The organism is Microbacterium deferens, from assembly GCF_045517775.1.
Taxonomy (GTDB): Bacteria; Actinomycetota; Actinomycetes; order Actinomycetales; family Microbacteriaceae; genus Microbacterium.
Genome location: NZ_JBEUWT010000001.1, coordinates 839,528 through 861,578, shown reverse-complemented (window position 1 = coordinate 861,578; position 22,051 = coordinate 839,528). Strand labels below are relative to the sequence as shown.

The following is a 22,051-nucleotide window of genomic DNA, read 5'->3' as shown; positions in this document are numbered from 1 at the left end:
CGGTGTCGGCGGGCGGTGGCAGGCTGGGGGAATGAGCACCACGGGCATGAGCTTCTCCGAGCGGTATCGCGTGATCCAGTCGCGCGACACGCGCTTCGACGGCCAGTTCGTGACCGCCGTCAGCTCCACCGGCATCTACTGCCGGCCGAGCTGCCCGGCGCGCACCCCGAAGGAGCAGAACGTCTCGTTCTACGCCACCTCGGCCGCCGCGCACGAGGCGGGCTACCGCGCGTGCAAACGGTGTCTGCCGGAGGCCGCCCCCGGCTCCCCGGAGTGGAATCTCCGCGGCGACGTGACGGCTCGGGCGATGCGCCTCATCGCCGACGGGGTCGTCGACCGCGAGGGGGTGCCGGGGCTCGCCCGCCGGCTCGGATACTCCCCGCGGCACCTGACCCGGCTGCTCGCGGCCGAGCTCGGCGCCGGCCCGCTCGCGCTGAGCCGGGCGCACCGGGCGCACACGGCGCGCATGCTGCTCGTCGGCACCGACCTGCCCGCCGCCGACGTCGCGTTCTCGGCGGGGTTCTCGAGCGTGCGACAGTTCACCGAGACCGTCGGCGAGGTCTTCGGCATGCCGCCCACTCAGTTGCGTGCCCGCCGTCGTTCGCACGAGAGCACCCCGGGGCAGATCGACCTCGTGCTGCCGCACCGCGGGCCTCTCGACTCCGCCGGCCTGTTCGGATGGATGGCCGCTCACGCCATCGGGGGAGTAGAGGATGCTTCGGCCACCTCGTTCGCGCGAACGCTGCTCCTCGACGGCGGCCCGGCGTGGTTCTCCGTCGCGCTCGATGCCGACGGCCGGGTGCGCATGCGCGCGCGTCTGTCGCAGCTGTCCGACCTCGCGACCCTCATCACCCGCGTCCGGCGCCTGTTCGACCTCGACGCCGATCCGATCGCCGTCGACACGGCGCTGTCGCAGCATCCTCTCCTCGCGCCCCTCGTTGCGCGCATCCCGGGCGTGCGTGTGCCGGGATGCGTCGACGCGCACGAGATGCTCGTCCGCGCGATGATCGGCCAGCAGATCAGCGTCGCCGCCGCCCGCACCGCCATGACCCGGCTCGCCGACGCCCTCGGCGAACGGGTCGAGGGCGACGAGGGCGCGACGGTGCTCTTCCCGACCATGACCGCGATCGCCGAGCGGGGCCACGACGTGCTGCGGGGTCCTGCGGCGCGTATCCGCGCCATCGTCGAGACCGCCACCGCCCTCGCCGACGGCTCGCTCGATCTCGGCGCCGGCGACGACGGCGCCGAGCAGCGGGAACGGCTGCTGGCGTTGCGGGGAGTCGGTCCGTGGACCGCCGACTACGTGCGCATGCGCGTGCTCGGCGACCCCGATGTGCTGCTTCCGGGCGACATCGCCGCGCGCGCGGGCGCGGCGGCCGCCGGGATCCCCGCCGACGCCGCCGGCCTCACCGCATGGGCCGGGCGAGCCGCACCGTGGCGCAGCTATCTGATGGCGCACCTCTGGTACGCCGCCCCCGTCACCCAGTCCTGGCGCGCCGCGCCCGCCCCTGTCGAGGAGAAGTCATGACTACCGCCACGATCGAGACGATCGATACCCCCGACGGCCCCTTCACCATCCTCGCCGACGCCGACGGCCGCGTACTGTCGTCGGGCTGGACGAGCGATGCCGAGACCGTCGTCGGCCGCCTTGCCCCGGCTGTACGCCCGTCTGCCGTCACCGAGGGGCGGACGGATGCTGCGGACGCCGCGCGGGCGTACTACGACGGCGACGTCGCCGCCATCGACGGTGTCGCCGTCGCGCAGACGGGCACCGCCCTGCAGCTCGCCGGCTGGTCGGCACTCCGCAGGATCGCCCCGGGGGAGCCGCTCACCTACACCGGATTCGCCGCGGCGCTCGGACAGCCTCGCGCGGTGCGGGCCGCAGCATCCATTTGCGCCCGCAACGCCCCCGCGCTGTTCGTGCCGTGCCACCGGGTGCTGCGCACCGACGGTTCGCTCGGCGGGTTCGCCTGGGGTCTCGAGGTCAAGCGGCGCCTCCTCGACCGCGAGACGACGCCGCGCGCCCAGGGTTGAGGCCGCCTCGCGAACGTCTGTATCCTGGAGGGCTGCCCGCGAGCCGGGCATAACTCCTTCCGCCCGAGCGTTGCGGCTGTGAGTCCCCTGAAATACTGCCGCCCCCCGGACGGCGCCGCTCCACCGAGGATCATGACCCCCGTTACACCTGCCTCCGAACTGTCCACCGCGCGATCGCTCGCGCGGCTGCTGCCGTTCGTGCGTCCCGTCAAGGGACGCCTCATCCTCGGCGGTGTCAGCGCCCTCGTCGCCAGCCTGCTCGCGCTCGGCATCCCCCTCGTGCTCGAGGCCGTCGTCGGCGGTCCGATCGCGTCGGGCGACCCCGGCCTCATCGCGTGGGGCGCCGCCGCGGTGCTCGCGCTCGGTCTGCTCGAAGCCCTCATGACGTGGGCTCGCCGGTGGTTCGTGCTGGCACCCTCGACCCAGGTCGAGTACGTGATCCGCACCGAGTTCTACAAGCGTCTGCAGCGCCTGCCGGTCGCGTTCCACGATCGCTGGCAGTCGGGACAGCTGCTGAGCCGCATGATGCAGGACATCAGCCTCGTGCGGCGCTGGTTCGCGTTCGGCCTCGTGCTGCTCGTGGTGAACATGCTCACGATCCTCGCGGGGTCGGTGCTGCTGTTCAGCTGGCACTGGGTGCTCGGCACCGTCTACGTCGTGTGCTCGGCGCCGCTGTGGATCGCGGGCTACCTCTTCGAGAAGCAGTACGGCATGCTGACCCGCCAGAGCCAGGACCAGGCCGGCGACCTCGCGACCGCTGTCGAGGAAAGCGTCCACGGCATCCGCGTGCTCAAGGCGTTCGGGCGCGGCGGGCACCTGCTGGGCAAGTTCACCCGCCAGGCAGAGAGTCTCCGCGTCACCGAGCTGCGCAAGGCGAAGTCGGTCGGGCTCATCATGTTCTGGCTCGTGCTGCTGCCCGACATCGCGCTGGCGCTCTGCCTCGGCGCGGGCATCGTGCTCACCTCGATCGGACAGCTCGAGGTGGCGCAGCTCTTCGCGTTCTTCGCGATGGCAGCGATCCTGCGCTGGCCCACCGAGTCGATCGGCTTCCTCTTCTCGTTCCTCCTCGACGCGCGCACGGCGACCGACCGCATCTTCGAGGTCTTCGACGAGGAGAACACGATCGTCGACCCCGAGAACCCGGTCGCGCTCGACGAGGTGCGCGGAGCGCTCGTGTTCGAAGGCGCCCGGTTCCGGTATCAGGATGCTGCCGAGAGCGAGCGCGACCTGCTCGACGGCATCGACCTGGCCCTCCGCCCCGGAGAGACCATGGCGCTCGTCGGGCTCACCGGGTCGGGCAAGACGACGCTGACCACCCTCCCGGCGCGCCTGTACGACGTGACCGGAGGGCGGGTGACGCTCGACGGCATCGACGTGCGCGACCTCACCCTCAGCGACCTGCGACGCCACATCGGCATGGCCTTCGAAGACGCCACGCTCTTCTCGGCGACCGTGCGCGAGAACGTTCTGCTCGGTCGGGAAGACCTCGAACCCGGCTCGCCGGAGGCGGAGGCGGCGATCACCGAGGCGCTCGCCGTCGCGCAGGCCGGGTTCGTGCACGAGCTGCCGAACGGACTGGACACCGTCATCGGTGAGGAGGGGCTCAGCCTGTCGGGCGGCCAGCGTCAGCGCCTGGCCCTCGCTCGTGCCGTGGCCGCCAAGCCCGCCGTCCTCGTGCTCGACGACCCCCTGTCGGCTCTCGACGTCGACACCGAGGCGCTGGTCGAGGAAGCGCTCCGTGCCGTCCTCGCCGACACCACGGCGCTCGTGGTCGCCCACCGCCCGTCGACCGTGCTGCTGGCCGACCGCGTCGCCCTGCTCGAGCGGGGCCGCGTGACCGCCATCGGCACGCACACCGAGTTGCTGCGCGGCAACGAGCACTACCGTCACGTGATCTCGAGCCTCGAGGTCGAGGCGGCCGTCCGCGATACGAACACCCGAGAGATCGAGGTGATCCGATGAGCAGCACGACCGTCTCCGGAACTGCCGGCGAAGACCGCTCCGATTACACCAAGGCCGAGAGCCGCAGCATCCGTCGCCGCTCCCTGCGGCTTCTGGGCTCGCTCGTGCGCCCGGTGCGCTGGCAGGTGCTGCTGGCGGCCGTCGTGCTCGTGATCTCCACGGCCCTGCGCGTCGCCGGCCCCGCGCTCATCGCGTGGGGGATCGACAACGCCCTGCCCGCCGCCCTCGAGCAGGCCGACTGGATGCCGACGATCGGCGTCGTCTCGGTGTACCTCGTCGCGGGCTTCGGCGGCGCCGCCCTCATCGGCTGGTACTCGATCGTCGCCGCGCGGCTGACGCAGGCCGTCATGCTCGACCTGCGCAAGCGCATCTTCCTGCACACGCAGCGGCTGAGTCTCGAGTTCCACGAGTCGTACACCTCCGGCCGCATCATCTCGCGGCAGACGAGCGACCTCGACACGATCCGCGAACTGCTCGACGGCGGCCTGAACGAGCTCGTCTCCGGTGTGCTGTACGGCGGCTTCACGCTCATCGCGCTGCTGCTGCTCGACTGGCAGTCGGGCATGGTCGTGGTGGTCATGGGCGTGCCGCTGTACTTCCTGATGCGCTGGTTCTACCTGCGTTCGCAGGGCGTGTACCGCGAGTCGCGGGTGATCAGCGCCCAGGTGATCGTCAAGTTCGTCGAGACGATGACCGGCATCCGCGCGGTGAAGGCGTTCCGCAAGGAGCCCCGCAACGACGAGGGCTTCGGCGATCTGTCCGACCAGTACCGCGACGTCAACATGCGCTCGATCCGCCTGTTCGGCATCCTGGAGCCCGGCCTCATGGCCGTGGCCGCCGTATCGGTCGCCCTGGTGCTGTTGTGGGGTGGGCTGCGCGTCGTCGACGGCACGTTCGCGGTCGGAACGCTGCTGGGCGCGGTGCTGTACGTGCGCAACTTCTTCTCGCCGCTGAGCGAGGTGGCGTTCTTCGTCAACTCCTACCAGTCGGCGACGGCCGCGCTGGAGAAGGTGTCGGGAGTCCTCGAAGAGGAACTCACCGTCCCCGACCCCACCGACCCCGTCGACCTGCGCTCGGCCCGCGGACACATCCGCTTCGACGGCGTCGAGTTCGGGTACTCCGACGACCGCGTCATCCTCCCCGACTTCACGCTCGATCTTCCGGCCGGGCAGACGATCGCCCTCGTCGGAACGACGGGGGCCGGAAAGTCGACGCTCGCGAAGCTGGTGTCGCGGTTCTACGACCCGACGTCGGGCGCGATCACCCTCGACGGCGTCGACCTCCGGCAGCTGCACCCGAAGGACCTCCGTCGCGCGATCGTCATGGTCACGCAGGAGGCCTACCTGTTCAGCGGCACCGTCGCCGACAACATCGCGCTCGGCAAGCCCGACGCGACGCTCGACGAGATCCGGTCGGCCGCGCGAGCGGTGGGAGCGGACGAGTTCATCCGCGCTCTCCCCGACGGGTACGACACCGACGTGAACAAGCGCGGCGGTCGGGTGTCGGCCGGTCAGCGTCAGCTGATCTCGTTCGCGCGGGCGTTCCTCGCCGATCCAGCGGTGCTCATCCTCGACGAGGCGACGGCGTCGCTCGACATGCCGAGCGAGCGCCTCATCCAGGACGCCCTGCAGACCCTGCTCGCCGACCGCACCGCCATCATCATCGCCCACCGTCTCTCGACGGTCGCGATCGCCGACCGGGTGCTCGTGATGGAGTACGGCCGCATCATCGAGGACGACACCCCGGAGGCCCTCATCGCCGGTACGGGCAAGTTCGCTCAGCTGCACGCGTCCTGGCGCGAGTCGCTCGTCTGACGTCCGGTCGCGCGCGCACACTCGTGGCGCGCGTGCCGGGCGCTGCGATCGCCCAGAGGACAGCGGCGGCCGTTCGGGTGCGGGTCATCGCGCCCTGCTATGGTGCGCAGCATCCTTCTGCCGCTCCCGACCCGCGAAGAACATCCGTGACACCGAACGACGAGATCCCGACGCGTGGTGCGAGCGTCACGTGGTTCGGTCTGATCGCCGGAGTCGTGCTCTTGATCGTCGCCGGGGTGTGGCTCGCCAACCTGAACGCCGTCTCGACGAGGGCCGACGCGCCACGCGCCGACTCGCCGGCCCCCGCGGTCGAGGTGTCGGGCCAGGTCGGCGGCCAGACGTCGTTCGCCGATCAGCCGCAGGCGAGTGCGCCCGCGGTCACGGTGGATGCGGCGTGGAGCGCGCGCGTCGCGGCCGCCATCGGCATCCCGCGGCGGGCGCTGGAGGCGTACGCCCTCGCCGACCTCGTCGTCGACGCCGAGCAGCCGGGATGCGGCATCGGGTGGAACACCCTCGCCGGCATCGGTGCGATCGAGACCGACCACGGCCGTCACGGGGGAGCGGCACTGGGCGACGACGGCTACCCGTCGCCGGCCATCCGCGGACCTCAGCTCGACGGCAACGGCAACGCCGCCATCCGTGACACCGACGGCGGTGCATGGGACGGCGATACCGTGTGGGACCGCGCCGTGGGCCCGATGCAGTTCATCCCCGACACCTGGGCGCGCTGGGGCGTCGACGCGAACGGCGACGGCACGGCCGATCCGAACCAGATCGACGACGCGGCGCTGGCTGCGGCGCGCTACCTCTGCCACTCCGGCTCGATGACGAGCACCGAGGGATGGCGGGCGGCGGTGTTCAGCTACAACCACCTCGACGTCTACGTGGACGACGTGGCCGCGGTCGCCAACCGCTACGCGCTCGACGCCGGCTGACCAGCAGCATCCGCTCCACACCGGTGTCGGAGAATCGCACCCAGGTCGGATGCTGCGCCTCGAATGCTCCGACGGAGGTGCGATCCTCCGACGATGGTGAAGCGTCGAGGGCGGTCAGAGGTGCACTTGGGCGATGATCTCGCCGTATTCGGTCTCGCCGACCGGGGTGAAGCCCACCCGCTGGAAGAACGCCTCCGGGCCCTCTTCGCCGGACTCGTAGATCACGTCGACGTGGTCGAGGCCGCGCGAGCGGGCCTCGTCGAGCAGGCGCTCGACGGCGAAACGGCCGATGCCGCGGCCCTGGTCGTCGGCGTCGACGTTGATCCGCCAGAGCACGGAACGGAAGTGCTCCACGGATGCTTCGGGGTCGAAGTTCGCGCTGACGAAACCGACGACTTCGTCACCGTCGAGCACAACGCGCTGCCACGAGGTCTGCGGATTCACCACGGTGGCGGCGATTCCGTAGCTCAGCGGAGCGAGGAACTGCTCCTGCCCGGGCTTGAGAGACAGCGTGTTGACGGCCACGATCGTGGCGGCCGACAGTTCGACGAGTCGCAGGTCTGCCATGACGACAGGCTAGCCGGGAAGAGCGCGCTGCGGGAAACGAGTTGACGCCCCGTGGCAACTATCTCGACATCAAGATATTTTCGCGGTTGCGTTAGGCTGATTCGCGACCCCGACGCTGGATATCGACGGGTGACAACGACGCCTGACGGAGAGACGACACGTGCCTGACTCCACCATCATCTACACCCACACCGACGAGGCCCCGGCGCTCGCGACCGCATCGTTCCTGCCGATCGTGCAGGCGATCGCGCGGCACGCCGACGTCGACGTCGAGACCCGCGACATCTCGCTCTCCGGGCGCGTGCTCGCCGCGTTCCCCGAGCGGTTGAGCCCCGAGCAGCAGGTCGGCGACGCCCTGGCCGAGCTCGGCGGTCTCGCGACGCTGCCCGAAGCGAACATCATCAAGCTCCCGAACATCTCCGCCTCGATCCCGCAGCTCAAGGCCACCATCGCCGAGCTGCAGACGCAGGGCTTCGACGTGCCCGACTACCCCGACGAGCCCACCACGACGGAGCAGAAGGACGCCCGCGCCCGCTACGACCGCATCAAGGGCTCCGCGGTGAACCCGGTGCTCCGCGAGGGCAACAGCGACCGCCGCGCGCCGCTGTCGGTGAAGAACTACGCCCGCAAGCACCCGCACCGCAACAAGCCGTTCGCGCAGGGGTCGAAGACGCGCGTCGCGACGCTCGGGCACGACGACTTCCGCTCGAACGAGAAGTCGGTCGTCATCCCCGGCGACGACGTGCTCGACATCCGGCACGTCGCCTCCGACGGCACCGTCACCACGCTGCGCGACGGACTCAAGGTGCTGCCCGGCGAGATCGTCGACGCGACGTTCCTCTCGGCGACGGCGCTCGACGCGTTCCTCGCCGAGACGCTCGCGACGGCCAAGGCCGACGACGTGCTCTACTCGGTGCACCTCAAGGCCACGATGATGAAGGTCAGCGACCCCATCATCTTCGGCCACGTCGTGAAGGCCTACTTCGCCGACGTCTTCGACCGCTACGGCGACGCCATCGCCGCCGCCGGACTCACCGCGAACGACGGACTCGGCGCGATCCTCTCGGGCCTGTCGTCGATCGAGGGGGGCGACGAGATCGCCGCGGCGATCACCGCCGACCTCGCGTCGGGCCCCCGCCTGTCGTACGTGAACTCCGACAAGGGCATCACGAACCTCCACGTGCCCTCCGACGTCATCGTCGATGCGTCCATGCCGGCGCTCGTGCGCAACGGCGGCAAGCTCTGGGGTGTCGACGGCGGCGAGGACGACACGCTCGCCGTGATCCCCGACTCGTCGTACGCGGGCGTCTACCAGGCGACCATCGACGACGTGATCGCGAACGGCCCGCTCGACCCGGCCACGATCGGCACCGTGCCCAACGTCGGGCTCATGGCGCAGGCGGCCGAGGAGTACGGCAGCCACGACAAGACGTTCGAGATCGCCGCTCCCGGTGTCGTGCAGATCACGAACTCGGCCGGCGACGTGCTCATCGAGCACGAGGTCGAGCGGGGCGACATCTGGCGCGCGACGCAGACGAAAGACATCCCGATCCGCGACTGGGTGAAGCTCGCGGTGAGCCGTGCCCGTGCCAGCGACACCCCCGCGGTGTTCTGGCTCGACGAGACCCGCGCGCACGACGCGCAGCTCATCGAGAAGGTGCGCACCTATCTCGCCGATCACGACACCGAGGGCCTCACCATCGAGATCCTCGCGCCCGAGGCGGCGACCACCTACTCGCTGGAGCGCATCCGTCGCGGCGAGGACACCATCTCGGTCACCGGCAACGTGCTGCGCGACTACCTCACCGACCTCTTCCCGATCCTCGAGGTCGGCACGAGCGCCAAGATGCTCTCGATCGTGCCCCTGCTCGCGGGCGGCGGACTGTTCGAGACCGGTGCCGGAGGCTCGGCCCCCAAGCACGTGCAGCAGCTCGTCGCGGAGGGGTTCCTGCGCTGGGACTCGCTGGGTGAGTTCTTCGCCCTCGCGGCGTCGCTCGAGCACCTCGCCGACCGCGCGGGCAACGCTCGCGCGAAGATCCTCGCCGACACGCTCGACGCGGCGACCGGCACGTTCCTCGAGAACGACAGGTCGCCCGGACGCAGCATCGGCGCGATCGACAACCGCGGCAGCCACTTCTACCTCGCGCTCTACTGGGCGCAGGAGCTCGCAGCGCAGACCACCGACGCGGAGCTGGCGGCGGTCTTCGCCCCGGTCGCCGAGGCCCTGGCCGCGAACGAGAAGACCATCGTCGACGAGCTCGCCGCGGCGCAGGGCACGCCGGCCGAGATCGGCGGCTACTACCGGCCCGACCCCGCGCTGGTCGAGGCCGTCATGCGTCCCTCGACGACGCTGAACGGCATCATCGACGCCGTCTGACGCCCCGAACGACGAAGGGCGGATGCTGCGCAGCATCCGCCCTTCGTCGTTTCACGGGGCCTTCCCCTGTCGCGTGTGGTGGGTGCGGCGCGCCGTTTGCGTCGGGGGAGCGGTGTGGGGTGGGTTCGGGGGAGCGCTGGAGGGTGGTTCTGCGGGGTGGGTTCCCCTGTCGCGTGTGGTGGGTGCGGCGCGCGATTTGCGACGGGGGAGCGCTGGAGGGTGGCGCTGCGGGGTGGGGGCTGCGGGGTGGGAACGACGAAGGGGCGGATGCTTCGCAGCATCCGCCCCTTCGGTCGAACTCAGTAGTGCACCCAGACCTCGGTGCCCTTCGGTGCCCAGTCGTAGAGGAACTTCGCCGAGGCGACCGGCAGGTTCACGCAGCCGTGGCTCATGACGTTGCCGAAATTGTTGTGCCAGTAGGCGCCGTGGAAGGCCTCGTCGCCGTTGAAGTAGGCCACCCACGGCACGTTCTCGGTGCAGTACGTCGCGCCGGGGAAGCACCCCATGTCTTGCAGGGGGGTCTTCCACCCGATGCGGAACGAGCCCGGTGTCGTCGGGCTGGTCGGGAGCCCGGTCGACGACGCCCAGGCGTAGAGCACCTGGTCGTTCTCGTAGAGGTAGGTCGTCTGCGTGCTCAGGTTGACCTCGAGGCGACGCTCGGTGGCGGTCGTCGCGAACGGCGTCTCGGCCACGGTCAGCGGGAACACGCCGTTGCCCTCGGCGAGCTGGCTCGCGAAGGCGGAGGCGATGCCGTCGGTCGACTCGAGGGCGCGACCGGTGACGCCGGCGACCTTCTCGAGCAGGACGCCGCCGGAGGAGTCGGTGATGACGTTCGCGGTGACGGCGTCGCGGTTCACGGCTGCGGGCAGTGCGTCGACGCTCGCCTGGATCAGCGCGGGGTCGGCCGTGTAGGTGAACTCGCCGCCCTCGGACGACACGGTGAGCCACGACGCGGCCACGGTGCGGTCGACGGGCACGGTGCGCTCCTGGCCGACGTAGAAGCCGACCGTCTCGAGCACGCTGTTGAGCGCGGCCACGGCGGCGTCGGCCTCTTCGGTGGTCGCGAGGGCGTCGACGGCGACGGGCGCGGCGTCGACGGTGGTGGTGGTCTGCCCGCTGTCGAAGGCCGTCTGCAGGGCGGCCTGCACGGTCGCGAGGTCGACGCCCTCGCCCGGCACCGCGGGGGTCGTGACGTAGCTGGCCGATGCGGCGTCGAACGTCACGGCCGCGTCGACGGGGGCGAGGTAGAGGTCGGGAGCGGTGCTCTGAAGAGCGGCCGTGGCGGTCGCCTGGTCGATGGTGACCGCGGCATCGCTGCTGCCCGGATACCAGGTCGACGGGTTCCACATCGGGTTCTCGGCGAACGCGGCGTCGGCGAGAGCCTTCGCGTCGACGCTCGCGCCGAGGTCGGCACCCGTGATCTCGAAGGTGCCGTCGGGGCTGTCGAGCACCACGGTGGTCTCGGCGAGGCGGGCCGAGATCGCGTCGGCTGCGCCGCCGGCGGTGAGTCCGCCGACCGGCACGCCCGCGACGGAGGCGCCGGGGGCGATGAGAACGAGCGAAGCGGCGATGAGGGCGGTGAGCGTCGCGCCCACCGGCAGACCGATCCACAGCGCGGTGCGCTTCTTCTTGGGGCGGCCGGGTTCGACGGGGGCCCACGCGACCGTGGGGACGGACCCGTCGCTGCCGCCGTCGACGGTCGCCCTGTCGCGGTCGTCTGCGTCGGCATCCGGTCTCGTGACGAGATCGGTCATGTCGGTCACCCCCCGTTTGATCACTCCATGGTAATCCGGCGGGGTGGGCCCCCGGGGGTGTTCCGTATCACGGTGGCACAACGAAGTGCGCCGGGCTCACCCGCGGGACGCACCCCAGACGAGGGGAAGCAGCACGTGGCTCAGCGGAGCGAGAGGCAGAACGGATGCTTCGGCCTCGTCGAACCAGCGCAGCTCCTCGATCTCGGCGCCGATCGTCACCTCCGACGCCGTGACCGCGTGGCGCACTCGGAACGCGTGCGCCACGACGGTGAATCCGGGCTCGTTCGCCGCATCCGCCCGGAACTGCCCGAGCGGCTCGAGCGCGTCGGGGTCGACGCTCAGCCCGACCTCCTCGAAGAGTTCGCGCGCGAGCGTCTCGGCCGGGGTCTCGTCGGGCTCCGGCTTGCCGCCGGGCTGCATGAAGGTGCGCGTGCCGCGCTTGCGGACCAGCAGCGCGCGACGATCGTGGTCGAGCACGACGGCAGCGCTCACGTGCACTTCGGCGGTCACAGGGCGGCCGTCTCGAAGACCTTGCCCGGGTTCAGGATCCCGGCGGGATCGAACGCGCGAGCCACCTGCCGCTGCAGCTCCCACTGATCGGCGCCCAGTTCATCGGCGAGCCAGCGTCGCTTGAGCACGCCGATGCCGTGCTCGCCGGTGAGCGTGCCGCCGAGGTCGAGGGCGGCGTGGAACAGGGCGTCGGCCGCGGCCCAGATGTGGTCGGGCACCTCGGGGCCGTCGAAGACGAAGTTCGGGTGCAGGTTGCCGTCGCCGGCGTGGGCGACGGTGGGGATGACGATGCCGTACTCCCGCTCGATGCGGGCGATCTCGTCGAACATCGCCGGGAGGGCGCTGCGCGGCACCGAGACGTCTTCGATCAGGGCCGACCCCAGGGTCTCCATCGCGGGATGCATCGAACGACGGATCGTCAGCAGTCGTTCGCCTTCCTCGCGGTCGGCGGCGACGCGCACGGTGCCACCGGCGGCCGCCAGCACCTCGCTGATCCTCGACGCCTCCGAGGCGGCGGCGGGGCCGTCGGTCTGGAGGGTCAGCTGCGCCACGCCGGGCGCGGGCGCCTCGAGACCGAGCAGCGCGTGCACGGCGGCGAGGCACGCCGCATCCATCAGCTCCATGATCGCGGGCTGCGCGCCCGAGGCGGTGACGGCGGCGGATGCCGCGGCCGCGGTGCGTACGTCGGGGAAGGTGGCCGCGATCGTGACGACCTCGCCCTCCACGAGACGACGCAGCTTCAGGGTGGCGGCGACGACGACCCCGAGGATGCCTTCGGAACCGATCACGAGCGACGTGAGGTCCAGGCCCGTCACGCCCTTGACGCTGCGGTGTCCGAGCGTCATGAGGCGCCCGTCGGCGAGCACGATGTCGACCCCGAGCACGGCGTCGCGGACCACGCCGTACTTGGCGCACAGGAGTCCGCCGGCGCCGGTTGCGATGTTGCCGCCGACGGTGGAGATGGCCCGGCTGGCGGGATCCGGGGCCCACCACAGGCCCTGGAGTGCGAGAGCGTCGTTGAGCTCGGCGTTGAGGATGCCGGGCTCGACCACCGCGAGGAGGTCATCGGGGCGCACCTCGAGGATGCGGTCCATGCGCCGCACCGAGAGGGCGATCTCGCCGCCACCGGCGTTGGCGCCGCCGGCGAGCCCCGTGCCCGCGCCGCGGGTGACCACGGGGGTCGAGGTCTGAGAGGCGATCCGCAGCACGCGCTGCACGTCGGCCACCGACTCGGCGTGCACGACCGCGAGCGGGCGCTCGGCGGCGGCGTGGCCCGACTTGTCGGCGCGGGCGGCGTCGAGCGCATCGGCCGAGGTGTCGACGCGGTCGCCGAGGGCGTCTCGCAGCAGCCCGACGACGTCGACGCTCATGCGAGTCGTCGACGACCTGCGAACAGGCCGCACGTGATGGCGATGATCGCGAAGGCGATGCCGACCCACACCTGGCCCATGTTCCACCAGGCGACGGTCGCGGCCGCATATACGAGCAGCTCGACGATCGCCCGCACGAACGGGTGCACGGCCAGCACGGCGCGCGGCGAGACGAACAGCGCCCACACGAGGATCGCCACGACCGGCGCGGCGATGCCGAACACGATGTTCCAGGGGAGCGGCCATGCCAGGAAGCCCCACAGAGCAAGGGTCGCGAAGGCGAACAGGCCGCAGAGGAAGGCGCCGATCTCGGCGACCGAGGGCCGCGGTCGCATCCCCGGCTGGAGGGGCGCTTCGGCGCGGACGTTCGGGGTTTCGGGCATACCGCCAGTCTACGATCCGTCGCGCCGCGGGGCGGAGGGCGCGGTCGGCGACGGATCGGGAAGCGGGCTCGACGAGCCCGTGCGGGGCGCTCATCCGCGCGGGGCGCGGGCAGCAGCATCCGGTATGATCTGACCTGTCGCGACTGGCGTTCAAGGTGGAGGACCACCGGGGAGCGACACTGTTTTCGCCTTCTGCACGATGGCATTCGACCGCTCGCCTGGGCCGATGTGGATGTTCGTCGGCGCGCTCCGCGGGCCGACTGCAACCGCAGTATCCACCCGACGATCGAGGAGTCCGCCCGTGTCCGACCCGTCATTCAACGCCCCCCTCTCCGAGGTCGATCCCGAGATCGCCCAGGTGCTCGAGCGCGAGCTCGAGCGTCAGCGCGGCTACCTCGAGATGATCGCGTCCGAGAACTTCGTGCCCGTCTCGGTGCTGCAGTCGCAGGGATCGGTGCTCACCAACAAGTACGCCGAGGGCTACCCCGGCCGCCGCTACTACGGCGGCTGCGAGGAGGTCGACGTCGCCGAGGAGCTCGCGATCGAGCGGGCGAAGAGCCTGTTCGGCGCGCAGTTCGCCAACGTGCAACCGCACTCGGGCGCGACCGCCAACGCCGCCGTGCTGCACGCGATCGCCCGCCCCGGCGACACTCTGCTCGGTCTCTCGCTCGACCAGGGCGGCCACCTGACGCACGGCATGAAGATCAACTTCTCGGGTCGGCTCTACAACATCGTCGCGTACGGCGTGGATGCCGAGACCTCGCTCATCGACATGGACGAGGTGCGCCGACTGGCGATCGAGCACAAGCCCAAGGTCATCATCGCCGGCTGGTCGGCCTACCCCCGTCAGTTGGACTTCGCCCGGTTCCGCGAGATCGCCGACGAGGTCGGTGCCCTCCTGTGGGTCGACATGGCGCACTTCGCCGGTCTCGTGGCGGCGGGCCTGCACCCCAGCCCCGTGCCGCACGCCCACGTCGTGTCGTCGACCGTGCACAAGACGATCGGTGGACCCCGTTCGGGCTTCATCCTCACGAACGACGCCGCGCTGGCGAAGAAGATCGACACCGCGGTGTTCCCCGGCCAGCAGGGCGGCCCGCTCATGCACGTGATCGCGGCCAAGGCCACGGCGTTCAAGCTCGCCGCCTCGCCGGCGTTCCGTGAGCGCCAGGAGCGAACGGTGCGCGGCGCGGCGATCGTCGCCGAGCGCCTCACCCGCGACGACGTCTCCGCCGCCGGCATCGCCGTGCGGTCGGGCGGCACCGACGTGCACCTGGTGCTGGTCGACCTGCGCGAGGCCGCGATCGACGGCAAGCAGGCCGAAGACCTGCTGCACGAGATCCACATCACGGTCAACCGCAACGCGGTGCCGAACGACCCGCGTCCGCCGATGGTGACCTCGGGTCTGCGCATCGGCACCCCGGCGCTCGCCACGCGCGGCTTCGGCGACGCGGAGTTCACCGAGGTCGCCGACATCATCGCCCTCGCGCTGCTGCCGAACGCCGATGTCGAGACGCTGCGCACCCGCGTTGCCGCGCTCACCGCGGCCTTCCCGCTGTACCCGGGTCTGACTCAGTAAAGACCGAGAGGTTCGGAAGCCCGGTTGCCGTGGACCTATACCTACGGGCATAGTGATCTGCGGGAGCCGGGCTCTCGACCGTCGACGATGACACGAGGAGAACACATGACCGCGCAGAAGCTCGATGGCAAGGCGGCGGCAGCCGAGATCAAGGCGGAGCTGCGCGAGCGCGTCGACGCCCTCCGCGCGAAGGGCGTCACTCCGGGCATCGCCACGGTGCTGGTCGGTGCCGATCCGGCCTCGCAGCTGTACGTCGGCATGAAGCACCGCGAGTCCGAGGCGATCGGCATGAACTCGATCCAGGTCGAACTGCCCGCCGAGGCGACCCAGGCCGAGGTCGAGGCGACGATCGACGAGCTCAACGCCGACCCGACGTGCCACGGCTACATCGTGCAGCTGCCGCTTCCGAAGCACATCGACACCGATGCGATCCTCGAGCGGATCGACCCCGCGAAAGACGCCGACGGCCTGCACCCGACCAACCTCGGACGCCTCGTGCTCAACGTCAACGCGCCGATCACCACGCCCCTGCCCTGCACGCCCCGCGGCGTCATCGAGCTGCTGGTGCGCAACGGCTACGACCTCACGGGCAAGGAGGTCGTCGTCGTGGGTCGCGGTGTCACGATCGGCCGCTCGATCGGGCTGCTGCTGACCCGCCGCGAATACAACGCGACCGTGACGCTCACCCACACGGGCACGACCGACCTCGGTCACCACCTGCGACAGGCCGACGTCATCGTCGCCGCCGCGGGGGTCAAACACATCGTGCTCCCCGAGCACGTGAAGCCGGGGGCGGCCGTGCTCGACGTCGGTGTCACCCGCGAGACCGATCCCGAGACGGGCAAGAACCGCGTGTACGGCGACGTGCACCCCGGCGTCGCCGACGTGGCCGGTTACCTCTCACCCAACCCCGGCGGGGTCGGCCCCATGACCGTGGCGCTGCTCATGACCAACGTCGTCGAGGCGGCGGAGCGCGCGACGGCCTGAAGGTCGGCCGCTCGAAAATCGGCGGGCCGCTCGACAATCGGTGCGGCGCGCGGAGCCTCACGCGCCCGAACGATTCTCGCGATCTCAGGCCAGCTGCACCAGCCGGGTGATGTCGTCGAGGGGGAGCGACTCCGCCGTCGCGGTGACCTCCATCTCGACGAGGTTCGCGAAGCCCGACACGATCGTGAGGAACGCCGTGTCGGCGGCGTCTCGTCCGGTCGCGATGCGCACGAGCGTCTGGCGCGGCGCGAGCGTCGTGGCGTCCACGACCCGCCACGCGCCGTCGACCCACGCCTCGGCCACCGCGTGGAAGTCCATCGGGTGCAGCCCGGGGGCGTACACGGCCGCGAGACGAGCGGGCACGTTCAGCGCGCGCAGCAGCGCGACGCACAGGTGGGCGTAGTCGCGACAGACACCCCGGCGGTCGAGCAGGGTGCGTACCGCCCCGTCGGTCGGCAGGCTCGACCCGGGTACGTAGGCGAGCTCGGTGCCCACCCACGACGACACGGACGCGAGAAGGTCGACGGGGTCGGTGATGCCCGCGAACTCGGCCACGGCCGTCGGCAGCAGCCGGTCGGACTCGGCGTAGCGACTCGGGCGGGTATAGACGAGCAGGTCGGTCTCGGTCGCGGTGGCGACCTCCCCCTCGTCGACGGTCGCGCGATACCGCACCTCCAGGCGGCCGGGAGAGGCGCTCAGCCGGTGCAGGCGCGTTCCGTGGGCGTCGTCGACGACCGAGGGGTCGATCCGGCGTCCGTCGATCGAGGCGGTGAACTCCTCCGTCGAGGGGGCGTAGTGCGACGAGACCGCCACGGCGAACACCAGGTCGGCCTGTCCGGTCACGTCGAGCACGATCTTGCTGGTCACGTCACGTCTCATGCGCACAGCGTGCCACACCCGCGCCGGCTCGGGTCGCAGCATCCGGCCCGAGACGTGCGGGTGGCGTGCGTCAGGGGCCGAGCGAGCTCAGCGTGCGCTTCCGTAGCGCTCGCCGACGGGGATCTCGACGTCGACCGTGTTGCCGACCTGGGCCAGCGGGCAGGCCCACATCGGGTCGTAGGCGCACGACGGGTTGTAGGCGAAGTTGAAGTCGAGCACGAGCGAGTCGGGCGAACCGCCGAGGTCGGCGCCCTTGATCGTGTCGAGGAGGTACCGCCCGCCGCCGTAGGTGCCGCCGGGCACGCGGCTGAGGGCGTCCTTGACGGGAACGAACACCCCGCCCCCGTACGTGGCGAGTCGCCAGACGTCGAGCCCGCCCACGCCGGGAACGTCGACGCGGCCGATGCGCTCGAACGGCACGATGCCGTCGGTGCCGGTCTCGACCTCCATGCGATGCGGGTCGGTGGGCTCGATCCGACAGGTGAAACGCCACTCGGGGTCGTACGGCGGCACGCGCAGGCCGGTGAAGGCGTCGCGATCGTCGTCGAGGAGAGGCGAAGCCGGATGCTGCGCGAACAGCTCGTCTCGACCGCGCCGCCACAGGTCGTGCGCGGCGGAGAGGTCGGGGTGCTCGCGCACCTCGGCGTAGAGGGCGAAGACGCGGCGGCGCCAATCGACGATCTCGAGGGCTTGCATGCTTCGACCCTAGGCCGCGCGGCGGCGGGGCGGCTCAGGCGTGGCGATCGAGGAAGGCGAAGACCTCGGTGTCGTCGACGCCGGGGAAGTCGCCCCGGGGGAGCGGAGAGAACATGTGGCGGTGAACGCGGGCGCTCGGCCAGGCCTTGCCGGTCCAGCGGCTCGCCGACTCGGCCGGGGGCCTGCGGCAGCACGACTCGTCGGGGCACCGAGACACCGCGCGCGTCTGCGTCTCGCGGCCGCGGAACCACCGCGCATCGTCGAAGGGAACCCCCACCGTGATCGAGAAGTCGCCGTCGGAGGTCGTGCCCGTCTGCGTGGAGCACCAGAACGTGCCGGCGGGGGTGTCGGTGTACTGGTAGTGCTCGGTCGTGCGGTTCTTTTCGGCGAACGCCGTGCGCGCCGACCAGCGTCGGCACACGCGCTGGCCTTCGACGGCACCGGTGACGTCTGCGGGGAGGGGGAGGCCGTCGTTCTCGTAGACGCGCGAGATCGCCCCCGAGCCGTCGGCCCGCAGGAAGTGCAGTTTGATCCCGAGGTGTTGCGTCAACAGGTTCGTCATCCGCATGCCGGCGGCCTCGTGGGTGACCCCGAAGGCGTCGCGGAAGTCTTCCACCGCGAGGTCGCGATCCTTCTTCGCCTGGTGCAGGAAGGCCACCGAGTTGCCCTCGGGCATGAGGCAGCACGCCGCGTAGTAGTTGATCTCCAACCGCTGTTGCAGGAAGTCGGCGTAGTCGGTGGGCGGGCGGTGGCCGAGCAGCCGGTGCGCCATCGCCTGCAGCGCCATCGACCGCAGGCCGTGGCCGCCGGGGATCGACGCCGGCGGGAGGTAGATGCGGCCGTTCTCGAGGTCGGTGACCGAACGCGCCGAGTGGGGCAGGTCGTCGACGTAGAGCAGCTCGAACCCGAGCTGTTCGGCCATGATGCTGACGGTGCGGTGGGTGAGGGCGCCGGAGACGTGTCCGGCGCTCTTGAGCTGCTTCTCGGCGAGCTTCTCGACGTCGGGTAAGTAGTTGTCGACGTCGCGCATCCGCAGGCGCAGCTCGGTGTTCGCGCGACGAGCCTCTTCGGGGGTGGCGATGGCCTCGCGCTCGCGGCGCTGCAGTTCGTGGTGAAGTCCGAGCACGGTCTCGATCGTGTCGTCCGACATGCTCTTCGTGACCTTGACCGGCGGCAGGCCGAGCTGCCGGAACACCGGACTCGCCTGTGCGCGATCGAGTTCGATCTCCAGCGCCGCCCGCCGGTTCGGAGGCTCGGCGGAGAGCAGCTCGGAGATGGGCGTCGAGGTCGCCCGGGCGATCTCCTGGAGCAGCGACAGCTTGGGCTCGCGTTTGCCGTTCTCGATGAGGCTGAGCTGGCTGCCCGCAACCCCGACCTGGGCGCCGAGCTCGTCCAGGGTGAGCCCGCGCGCGAGGCGGTGATGACGGATGCGATGCCCGAGGGTCGTCAGCTCGAAGGCGGGAGACGTCATTGTTTGATCCTAGCGAAAGAACCCTGATTCTTATCGAGACTTTTCTCCTAAAGACACCAGCCGACCGGTCAATCTAAGGAGGAACCCCGTTCTCTTCGAAGGAGCTCGCATGGCCATCGCCGACACTCTCACCTTCCGCCCGTCGACGTCGCCCGCGGCTGTGCCCGCCGGCGGGTCGCCGCCCCCGTCGACGTCGCCGGGTCTCATCGCGCTGCGCCTCTGGGTCGACGAGGTCGTCGCGCTCACGAAGCCCGATCGCGTGCACTGGGTCGACGGCAGTGCTGCCGAGCACGACGCCCTGATGCGCGAGCTCGTCGCCGAGGGCAAGCTCATCAAACTCAATCCGGAATGGCGGCCGGGGTCGTACCTCGCTCGCACGCACCCCGGCGATGTCGCCCGCGTCGAAGCGCGCACGTTCATCGCCTCCGAGAACGAGGACGACGCCGGCCCCACCAACAACTGGGTCGCGCCCGACGAGATCCGCGGCACGCTCACATCGTTGTTCGCCGGATCGATGCGCGGGCGCACGCTCTACGTCGTGCCGTTCTCGATGGGTGCCGTCGGAGGCCCGCTCTCGCACATCGGCGTGCAGCTGACCGACAGCGCCTACGCCGTGGCGTCGATCGGCATCATGACCCGCGTCGGAACGCCCGTGCTGCGCGAGATCGAGAACGGCGCGCCCTGGGTGCGCACCGTGCACTCGGTCGGTGCGCCGCTCGCCCCCGGGCAGGCGGATGCGGCGTGGCCGTGCAACGACGAGAAGTACATCGTGCACTTCCCCGACACCCTCGAGGTCTGGTCGTTCGGCTCGGGCTACGGCGGCAACGCGATCCTGGCGAAGAAGTGCTTCGCGCTGCGGATCGCCTCCGTCATCGGGCGCGACGAGGGCTGGCTCGCCGAGCACATGCTCCTGATCCGCGTGATCGACCCGTCGGGGCGGGCCTACCACCTCGCCGCGGCTTTCCCCTCGGCGTGCGGCAAGACGAACCTGGCGATGCTCCGCCCGACGATCCCCGGCTGGCGGGTCGAGACCCTCGGCGACGACATCGCGTGGATCCGCAAGGGCGCCGACGGTCGGATGTGGGCGATCAACCCCGAGGCCGGGTTCTTCGGGGTCGCCCCGGGCACGGGCGAATCGACGAACGTGACGGCCGTCGAGACTCTCTGGGGCAACACGATCTTCACGAACGTCGCGCTGCGCCCGGACGGCGACGTCTGGTGGGAGGGGCTGACAGACGAGGCTCCGCCGCACCTCACCGACTGGCGCGGCGAGCCGTGGACGCCCGAGTCGGGGCGCCCCGCCGCGCATCCGAACTCGCGCTTCACCGTGCCCGCAGCCCAGTGCCCGCAGATCGCCGACGATTGGGAGACCCCCGAGGGCGTCCCGCTCGATGCGATCATCTTCGGCGGACGCCGTGCGACCAACGTGCCGCTCGTGCTCGAGGCGACCGACTGGGCGCACGGCGTGTTCCTCGGCTCGACGGTGTCGTCCGAGAAGACCGCCGCCGCCGAGGGCACCGTCGGCGAGCTGCGCCGCGACCCGTTCGCCATGCTGCCGTTCTGCGGGTACAACATGGCCGACTACTTCGCGCACTGGCTGCGGGTCGGGCAGAGCCTGCGGTTCGACCACGCGCCGCGGATCTTCCAAGTCAACTGGTTCCGCAAGGGTGCCGACGGCCGCTTCCTGTGGCCCGGCTTCGGCGAGAACGCGCGCGTCATCGATTGGATCATCCGGAGGATCGACGGCAAGGTCCCCGCGGTGACCACCCCCATCGGTCGCATACCGCGGCTCGCCGACCTCAACCTCGACGGCATCGACGTGCCCGAGGCCGACCTCGAGCAGCTCTTCGAGATCGACCCGCAGTCGTGGCTCGACGAGGCCGACCTGACCGAGGAGTTCTTCGACACGTTCGGCGGACGCATCCCCGCGGCGCTCACATCGGAGCTGTCGGCGCTGCGCTACCGCCTCCGCGCCGCGCAGGCCTGACTCCCGCGCAGCATCCCCGGGCCCCGTGCTCGCGCACCGTGCCCGGTGCCCGGTGCCCGGTGCCCGGTGCCCGGTGCCGGAGTGCGGGGCCCCGTGCCTGGTGCCTGGTGCCTGGTGCCGGAGTGCTGGGCACCCGGTGCCCGGTGCCTGGTGCCTGGTGCCTGGTGCCTGGTGCCCGGTGCCGGAGTGCGGGGCACCCGGTGCCTGGTACCCGGTGCCCGGTGCCCTAACTCAGGCTCGTTCGCCGCGGGCCGGGGCCGAGGCCCGGGTTTGCGGCTGCCGCGCGCAGGGCTTCCGCATCCATCCTGAGTTACGGTCCGTCGCGCGTAAATCCGGGCTCGCGGGTGCGGGGGTGCCCCGGGGCCCGGAAGCCGATCGCGGGAGTCAGAGCCCGCACCGGGGGCCGGTCCGGGGTGCTCGGGTGCCGCGAGCCGATCGCGGGAGCGGGAGTCCGCACCGGGGGCCCGGTTCTCCGGCGCCGGGCGCCCCGTGCGCCGGCCCCGGTGCGCTAACTCAGGCTCGTTCGCCCCGGGCTGGGGCTGAGGCCCGGGTTTGCGGCTGCCGCGCGCAGGGCTTCCGCATCAATCCTGAGTTACGGTCCGCCGCGCGTAAATCCGGGCTCGCGGGTGCGGGATGCCCCGGGTGCCGCGAGCCGATCGCGGGAGCGGGAGTCCGCACCGGGGGCGGGTACCGGGGGCCCGGCTCTCCGGCGCCTGGCGCGCTGTGGGCCGGCCCGGTGCGCTAACTCA

17 protein-coding genes and 1 riboswitch are annotated in these 22,051 nt (G+C 71.0%); of the genes, 9 read left to right on the top strand and 8 right to left on the bottom strand.

Translation table 11 applies throughout. The annotated features are described in order from the left end of the window. Positions 1-31 precede the first annotated feature (31 nt). The 5 genes from ABTU82_RS04165 to ABTU82_RS04145 all read left to right on the top strand — a co-directional run bounded on the left by ABTU82_RS04165 (position 32) and on the right by ABTU82_RS04145 (position 6,745). Positions 32-1,528 (top strand): DNA-3-methyladenine glycosylase 2 family protein, encoded by a 1,497-nt coding sequence (locus tag ABTU82_RS04165; RefSeq protein WP_407171920.1) that lies wholly within the window; start codon positions 32-34, stop codon positions 1,526-1,528. Then, a complete protein-coding gene (locus tag ABTU82_RS04160) occupies positions 1,525-2,034 on the top strand; it encodes a methylated-DNA--[protein]-cysteine S-methyltransferase (protein ID WP_116645969.1) in 510 nt (169 codons plus the stop codon). The genes ABTU82_RS04165 and ABTU82_RS04160 overlap by 4 nt, the downstream gene beginning before the upstream one ends. Positions 2,035-2,166: 132 nt before the next feature. Then, positions 2,167-3,996 (top strand): ABC transporter ATP-binding protein, encoded by a 1,830-nt coding sequence (locus ABTU82_RS04155; protein WP_407171919.1) that lies wholly within the window; start codon positions 2,167-2,169, stop codon positions 3,994-3,996. After that, a complete protein-coding gene (locus tag ABTU82_RS04150; RefSeq protein WP_116645971.1) occupies positions 3,993-5,810 on the top strand; it encodes an ABC transporter ATP-binding protein in 1,818 nt (605 codons plus the stop codon). Before ABTU82_RS04155 ends, ABTU82_RS04150 begins: the two co-directional genes overlap by 4 nt. 146 nt (positions 5,811-5,956) lie before the next feature. Continuing rightward, on the top strand, positions 5,957-6,745 hold the full coding sequence (locus ABTU82_RS04145) for a lytic transglycosylase domain-containing protein (protein WP_407171916.1): 789 nt from the start codon (positions 5,957-5,959) through the stop codon (positions 6,743-6,745). A 114-nt stretch (positions 6,746-6,859) separates the two neighbouring features. Here ABTU82_RS04145 and ABTU82_RS04140 read toward each other — a convergent pair whose 3' ends face one another. Continuing rightward, positions 6,860-7,312, bottom strand: coding sequence for a GNAT family N-acetyltransferase (locus ABTU82_RS04140; protein WP_116645973.1), 453 nt, complete (start codon positions 7,310-7,312; stop codon positions 6,860-6,862). A 160-nt stretch (positions 7,313-7,472) separates the two neighbouring features. On the opposite strand from ABTU82_RS04140, the gene ABTU82_RS04135 reads away from it, so the two are divergent. Next, on the top strand, positions 7,473-9,689 hold the full coding sequence (locus tag ABTU82_RS04135) for an NADP-dependent isocitrate dehydrogenase (RefSeq protein ID WP_407171913.1): 2,217 nt from the start codon (positions 7,473-7,475) through the stop codon (positions 9,687-9,689). A gap of 299 nt (positions 9,690-9,988) precedes the next feature. Here the strand turns inward: ABTU82_RS04135 and ABTU82_RS04130 are convergent, their stop codons facing one another. From ABTU82_RS04130 to ABTU82_RS04115, 4 genes are all read right to left on the bottom strand, one after another. Next, entirely contained in the window at positions 9,989-11,443 is a 1,455-nt protein-coding gene (locus ABTU82_RS04130) for a L,D-transpeptidase family protein (RefSeq protein ID WP_407171911.1), read from the bottom strand. Between the two features lie 96 nt (positions 11,444-11,539). Next, the gene (locus ABTU82_RS04125) at positions 11,540-11,953 is read right to left on the bottom strand and encodes an NUDIX hydrolase (protein WP_407171909.1); all 414 of its coding nucleotides are present in this window, start codon (positions 11,951-11,953) and stop codon (positions 11,540-11,542) included. Next, entirely contained in the window at positions 11,950-13,323 is a 1,374-nt protein-coding gene (locus ABTU82_RS04120; RefSeq protein WP_407171907.1) for an FAD-binding oxidoreductase, read from the bottom strand. Before ABTU82_RS04120 ends, ABTU82_RS04125 begins: the two co-directional genes overlap by 4 nt. Then, the gene (locus tag ABTU82_RS04115; RefSeq protein ID WP_116645977.1) at positions 13,320-13,706 is read right to left on the bottom strand and encodes a YrdB family protein; all 387 of its coding nucleotides are present in this window, start codon (positions 13,704-13,706) and stop codon (positions 13,320-13,322) included. The genes ABTU82_RS04120 and ABTU82_RS04115 overlap by 4 nt, the downstream gene beginning before the upstream one ends. Before the next feature lie 129 nt (positions 13,707-13,835). Beyond that, positions 13,836-13,937: riboswitch (ZMP/ZTP riboswitch) on the top strand. A gap of 70 nt (positions 13,938-14,007) precedes the next feature. On the opposite strand from ABTU82_RS04115, the gene glyA reads away from it, so the two are divergent. Further along, entirely contained in the window at positions 14,008-15,282 is a 1,275-nt protein-coding gene (gene glyA / locus ABTU82_RS04110; RefSeq protein ID WP_116645978.1) for a serine hydroxymethyltransferase, read from the top strand. Between the two features lie 105 nt (positions 15,283-15,387). After that, positions 15,388-16,269, top strand: a complete 882-nt coding sequence (locus ABTU82_RS04105; protein ID WP_116645979.1) for a bifunctional methylenetetrahydrofolate dehydrogenase/methenyltetrahydrofolate cyclohydrolase — start codon at positions 15,388-15,390, stop codon at positions 16,267-16,269. 84 nt (positions 16,270-16,353) lie between these two features. On the opposite strand, the gene ABTU82_RS04100 is transcribed toward ABTU82_RS04105, so the two are convergent. From ABTU82_RS04100 to ABTU82_RS04090, 3 genes are all read right to left on the bottom strand, one after another. Next, entirely contained in the window at positions 16,354-17,148 is a 795-nt protein-coding gene (locus ABTU82_RS04100) for a transglutaminase-like domain-containing protein (RefSeq protein WP_407171906.1), read from the bottom strand. An 87-nt stretch (positions 17,149-17,235) separates the two neighbouring features. Beyond that, complete coding sequence (locus tag ABTU82_RS04095; protein WP_407171904.1) at positions 17,236-17,844, bottom strand: DUF1684 domain-containing protein; 609 nt, start codon at positions 17,842-17,844, stop codon at positions 17,236-17,238. 34 nt (positions 17,845-17,878) lie between these two features. Beyond that, positions 17,879-19,315, bottom strand: coding sequence for an XRE family transcriptional regulator (locus tag ABTU82_RS04090; protein ID WP_116645981.1), 1,437 nt, complete (start codon positions 19,313-19,315; stop codon positions 17,879-17,881). 109 nt (positions 19,316-19,424) lie between these two features. On the opposite strand from ABTU82_RS04090, the gene ABTU82_RS04085 reads away from it, so the two are divergent. Beyond that, entirely contained in the window at positions 19,425-21,302 is a 1,878-nt protein-coding gene (locus ABTU82_RS04085) for a phosphoenolpyruvate carboxykinase (GTP) (RefSeq protein WP_407171902.1), read from the top strand. Positions 21,303-22,051 lie beyond the last annotated feature (749 nt).